Genomic DNA, 4235 nt, shown 5'->3' with positions numbered 1-4235 from the left:
AGGGCGAATGCCATTCCCTGTGGAGGGCGAATGCCATTCCCTGTGGAGGGCGAATGCCATTCCCTGTGGAGGGCGAATGCCATTCGCCCCTACAATGAATCTATGTAATACTTTCAAGTAACTTCTGACTTCTAACTCCTTTTATCAAGTCCGGGTTACTATACCCAAGTTATTGCGACTGGAAGGGAGTGTAAGGTTTGCGGAGCATTCCGGAACGGATAGCAATCTCGCGAAACCCCTGAGATTGCTTCCTATCGTCGCAATGACAGTTGTTCAACCTAAAGCAAACCCTTGATTATAATAATGAATGGTACCAAATTCGATTATTAAAAGGTAATTTCTCCAGATGAAACTAACGCCAAAAAAACTATCTATAACTACTCTCTGTATTTCCTTATGTCTAATTGGATGTCAATCTCCTGAACCGGAAATAACATCTCCCACTCCAGAAGCAACTCCTTCCCCAGAAGCATCACAAATATCAATAAAAATCCCCGAAAAACCTTTAACATTACCTCCAAATAATCCCGAAAAAATAGCTTCTACTCAAGTACAAACATATCTCAATACATTAGCAAATCAAGGATTTTCCCAACAAAATCAAGGAATTTGGATACAATCAAATGATACTTTATTAGCAAATCATCAAGGTACAATTCCTTTACCCGCAGCATCCATTACTAAAGTAGCAACCTCTTTAGTCGCCTTAAAAACTTTTAATCCTAACCATCAATTTATTACCTTAATTTCTACAACTGGAAAAATTGAAAATGGTGTCTTAAATGGAGATTTAGTCATCCAAGGAGGAGAAGACCCATTATTTGTTTGGGAAGAAGGGATCGCTATTGGCAATTTATTAAATAAAATAGGCATTCAAAGAGTTACTGGCAATCTAATTATTACTGGTAAATTTTACATGAACTTTGAATCTAATCCTCAGACTGCTGGTAATTTTCTTAAACAAGGATTGAATAGTCAAATTTGGTCGGGAGAAGCTTTAAATCAATATCAAACTTTACCTCCAGGAACGCCAAAACCTCAAGTAATAATTGATGGTATTGTAGAAGTTTCTCCCACTGCTCCTCAAAATACAAAACTATTAATTAGACATTATTCTTTTCCCCTAGCTGAACTGGTAAAGAAAATGAATCAATATAGCAATAATTTAATGGCAGATATGTTAGCTGAAGCTGTGGGAGGTTATCAAGTAGTTGCCACAAAAGCTGCTGAATTTACGGGAGTACCAAAAGAGGAAATTCAATTAATTAATGGTTCTGGTTTAGGGGAGGAAAATCGTATTTCTCCTCGCGCAGCTACGGGAATGTTTCTAGCAATTGATAAATATCTTCAGCAATACAATATGAGTGTGGCAGATGTGTTTGTTATAGTTGGCAAAGATAAAGGTATTTTAGAAGAGCGGAAACAACTTCCAAATTTGGCAGTAGTTAAGTCGGGAACCTTAGATTATGTTAGTGCTTTAGCAGGTGCTTTACCAACAAAAGAAAAGGGAATTGTTTGGTTTACAATTCTGAATAAAGGAGTGAGTGTAAATCAATTAAGAAATCAACAAGAAATTTTACTAAGAGATATGTTGAACAAGTGGGGTGCTGTTGAGTTATTGCCATCAGAATTAACACCTAATCCTGACAGAAAAGCTAAAACTTCTCGTAGTGAAATTATGTAATTAGGGAGTAGGGAGTAGGGAGTAGGGAATAGGCAGTAAGGAAGTTGCATACAAGTTCTGTACAGGAGTATTCAAAACATGAATAATTATTAAAAAGGTAATTCTGCCTGTTAATTACTCAAGTAAAGCATTATTTTTTTCAAATAAGAAAAAATAAAATCAATTATTTTCCCCTACTACTTCCTACTCCCTCTTTTCTAAGAAATTGACTGCTGAACAGGTGCAGCAGCAACAATTTTTCGTGCCATAGTTGAGAGAGGTAAACTTTGGAGATAAACTAAACCAGGACCTGTTAATTTAGTTAAAAATAAACCCTCTCCACTAAATAACATATCTTTCAAACCACCCACCTTTTGAATGTCATATTGAACAGAAGTAGAAAAGCCAACTACTGCACCAGTGTCTACCCGCAATTCTTCACCCGCAGCCAGATTTTTTTCAATTATTGTTCCTCCTGCATGAACAAAAGCTAAACCATTTCCCTGTAATTTTTGTAGGATAAAACCTTCTCCACCGAAAAAACCAGCACCTACCTTTTTAGTAAAAGCAATTTCAATATCAATACCATTAGCAGCGCAGAGAAAAGAACTAGATTGACATAAAAATTCTCCTCCTAATTCTGTTAAATTCAAAGTAATAACTTGCCCGGGATAGGGAGCAGCAAAAGCAACTTTAGCTTTACCTGTACCTTGATTGAAAAAAGTAGTAATCATAAAACTTGATCCAGTCAACATTCGCTTAAAACCTTTCCAAGCACCACCACCAGTAGTAGTTTGCATTTCAATGCCTTGTTCCATATAGGTCATTGCTCCTGCTTCTGCTCTAACTCCTTCTTCAGGGTCAAGTTCAATTTCTACTAATTGTAGAGATTCTCCTTTTATTTGATAGTCAATAATATCAGCGGCCATAATATATACACATCCTTAACATTGTGGAGATGATAACATTATATTATCTCTATCCTTTCCCCCCTTTTTTTTTTTTTATATTTACCGAAAAATCAGGGTATAAAACCCTCTCCATTGATGGACAAAAAAGAAAAAAATCCTTTTACCCAATCCTCTTTTTTATAAGAAGAGGTAATTCTAAATTATAAATTCTGCATTCTAAATTATAAATTCTGAATTCTAACTTATCTTGGATCGACTGGTCTTGCTACTAAAATACCAATGGCACTTTCCACATTCCAAATATATCTTTCTAAATCATAAGCAACCGTTACTTTTCCCGCAGGAGAAGCATGAATAAAACCAATATTACCATCAGAATTACGATAAACTAAGCCAGTATGAGTAACATCTAGTCCATTAATTTCTGTCGCTACGGCAATAATATCTCCTGGTTTTAGTTGACCATAAATACTCCTAATTTTATAGTATGGAATGTAGTTTATTTTCAGTTTACTAATATTATCTTCCATACTAACAATGCACTGATAATTCGCATCATTACTAGCAATTTGTGGATAATTCCATCTATTTTTGCTCATAAAAAATAATTGTTTTTTTACTCTTTCACCACCTAATTCAACACCAATATCTCTAACATTTCCCCGTCTTTGATTATCAGCAATCCATTCAGAAAAATAATGTAAACGGCTGCAATATCCATCCATTTTACCTTTCCAATAACGCTGGTTTCTAATGTTATTAATAAAGGTCAAATAAGAATAATCTTCCATTGCTATTCCTCTAGCCATTGCCAAGACAGTTTCCACAAATAATACACAATCAAATCCATCCAAAGTAATAACTAAAGATTCTTGATTTGATTTGTCTAATAATCCAGCTTTGTAGGGAGTACCAATAAAATAATCAGCGATCGCCTGCATAATTTCTGCCATAGAACCTTCAGCAAGATTCTGTTTTATGGCATACTCCATCACTGGTTTAAATTTAGGGTCTTCTTGAATATTTGATGGAGGTAGTTTATTAACTCCTTTTTCTCTACCACTTTTATTTAAGTGAATCTCAATTAATGGTCTTGTGGGAGGTTGAGACGGACCTACTGGGAATTCTTTTGAAACATTTAGCTTTGATAAAGTAGATGATTTTGAGAAAGGATTACTAGATAAATATTTGGATTTTAAAGTTGTATCTGAAAATTGAATTAGACGTAAATTTAATAATTTTTCCGAAATAGACGCTAGGGGATTAATTAACTTTTTAACATCAGATTTTATTTTGTCATTATCCTGGTTATTTGCAAGATATTTTGTCTGAATATTTCCATTTTTTTCAGCAGCATTACCCGCACTGAAAAAAGACATCGAACTATTTAAATCTAGAGGAAATTTTACTGTGTATAAACCAGTGAATGCGACTGTTAAAATAGTTAACTCTAAGAATTTTTTCATTTTTTTACCAGGAATTTTAGACTACAAATATGTGCAAGTATTAGTTATATAGCAATCAGGAATGAGATGTGAGAAAAATTGTAGGGATTTGGTTTTCAAATCCCATTATTCTGACTATGGTTTGGAGACCAAACCCCTACGATAAAATCTTACAACTGTGTATTGGGAATTTTAGACTATAAATATGTGCAAGTA

Annotated in this window: 3 protein-coding genes; 1 reads left to right on the top strand and 2 read right to left on the bottom strand. The window is 34.4% G+C overall.

Annotation, left to right across the window (positions count from 1 at the left end):
- Positions 1-346 precede the first annotated feature (346 nt).
- A complete protein-coding gene (locus AFK68_RS07880; RefSeq protein ID WP_094672272.1) occupies positions 347-1684 on the top strand; it encodes a D-alanyl-D-alanine carboxypeptidase in 1338 nt (445 codons plus the stop codon).
- 197 nt (positions 1685-1881) lie between these two features.
- On the opposite strand, the gene AFK68_RS07875 is transcribed toward AFK68_RS07880, so the two are convergent.
- Both AFK68_RS07875 and AFK68_RS07870 read right to left on the bottom strand, forming a co-directional pair.
- Positions 1882-2592: a TIGR00266 family protein gene (locus tag AFK68_RS07875; protein WP_094672271.1), complete on the bottom strand. Its 711-nt coding sequence runs from the start codon at positions 2590-2592 to the stop codon at positions 1882-1884.
- 224 nt (positions 2593-2816) lie between these two features.
- The gene (locus tag AFK68_RS07870) at positions 2817-4040 is read right to left on the bottom strand and encodes a DUF1460 domain-containing protein (protein WP_246844057.1); all 1224 of its coding nucleotides are present in this window, start codon (positions 4038-4040) and stop codon (positions 2817-2819) included.
- Positions 4041-4235: the final 195 nt, after the last annotated feature.

Source organism: Hydrocoleum sp. CS-953, from assembly GCF_002260545.1.
GTDB lineage: Bacteria > Cyanobacteriota > Cyanobacteriia > Cyanobacteriales > Microcoleaceae > Trichodesmium.
This window is presented reverse-complemented; position numbering and strand designations above follow the sequence as displayed.

Coding starts and splice junctions, on each gene's coding strand:
- AFK68_RS07875 (WP_094672271.1), bottom strand. CDS start 2,592: ATGGCCGCTGATATTATTGACTATCAAATAAAAGGAGAATCTCTACAA.
- AFK68_RS07880 (WP_094672272.1), top strand. CDS start 347: ATGAAACTAACGCCAAAAAAACTATCTATAACTACTCTCTGTATTTCC.
- AFK68_RS07870 (WP_246844057.1), bottom strand. CDS start 4,040: ATGAAAAAATTCTTAGAGTTAACTATTTTAACAGTCGCATTCACTGGT.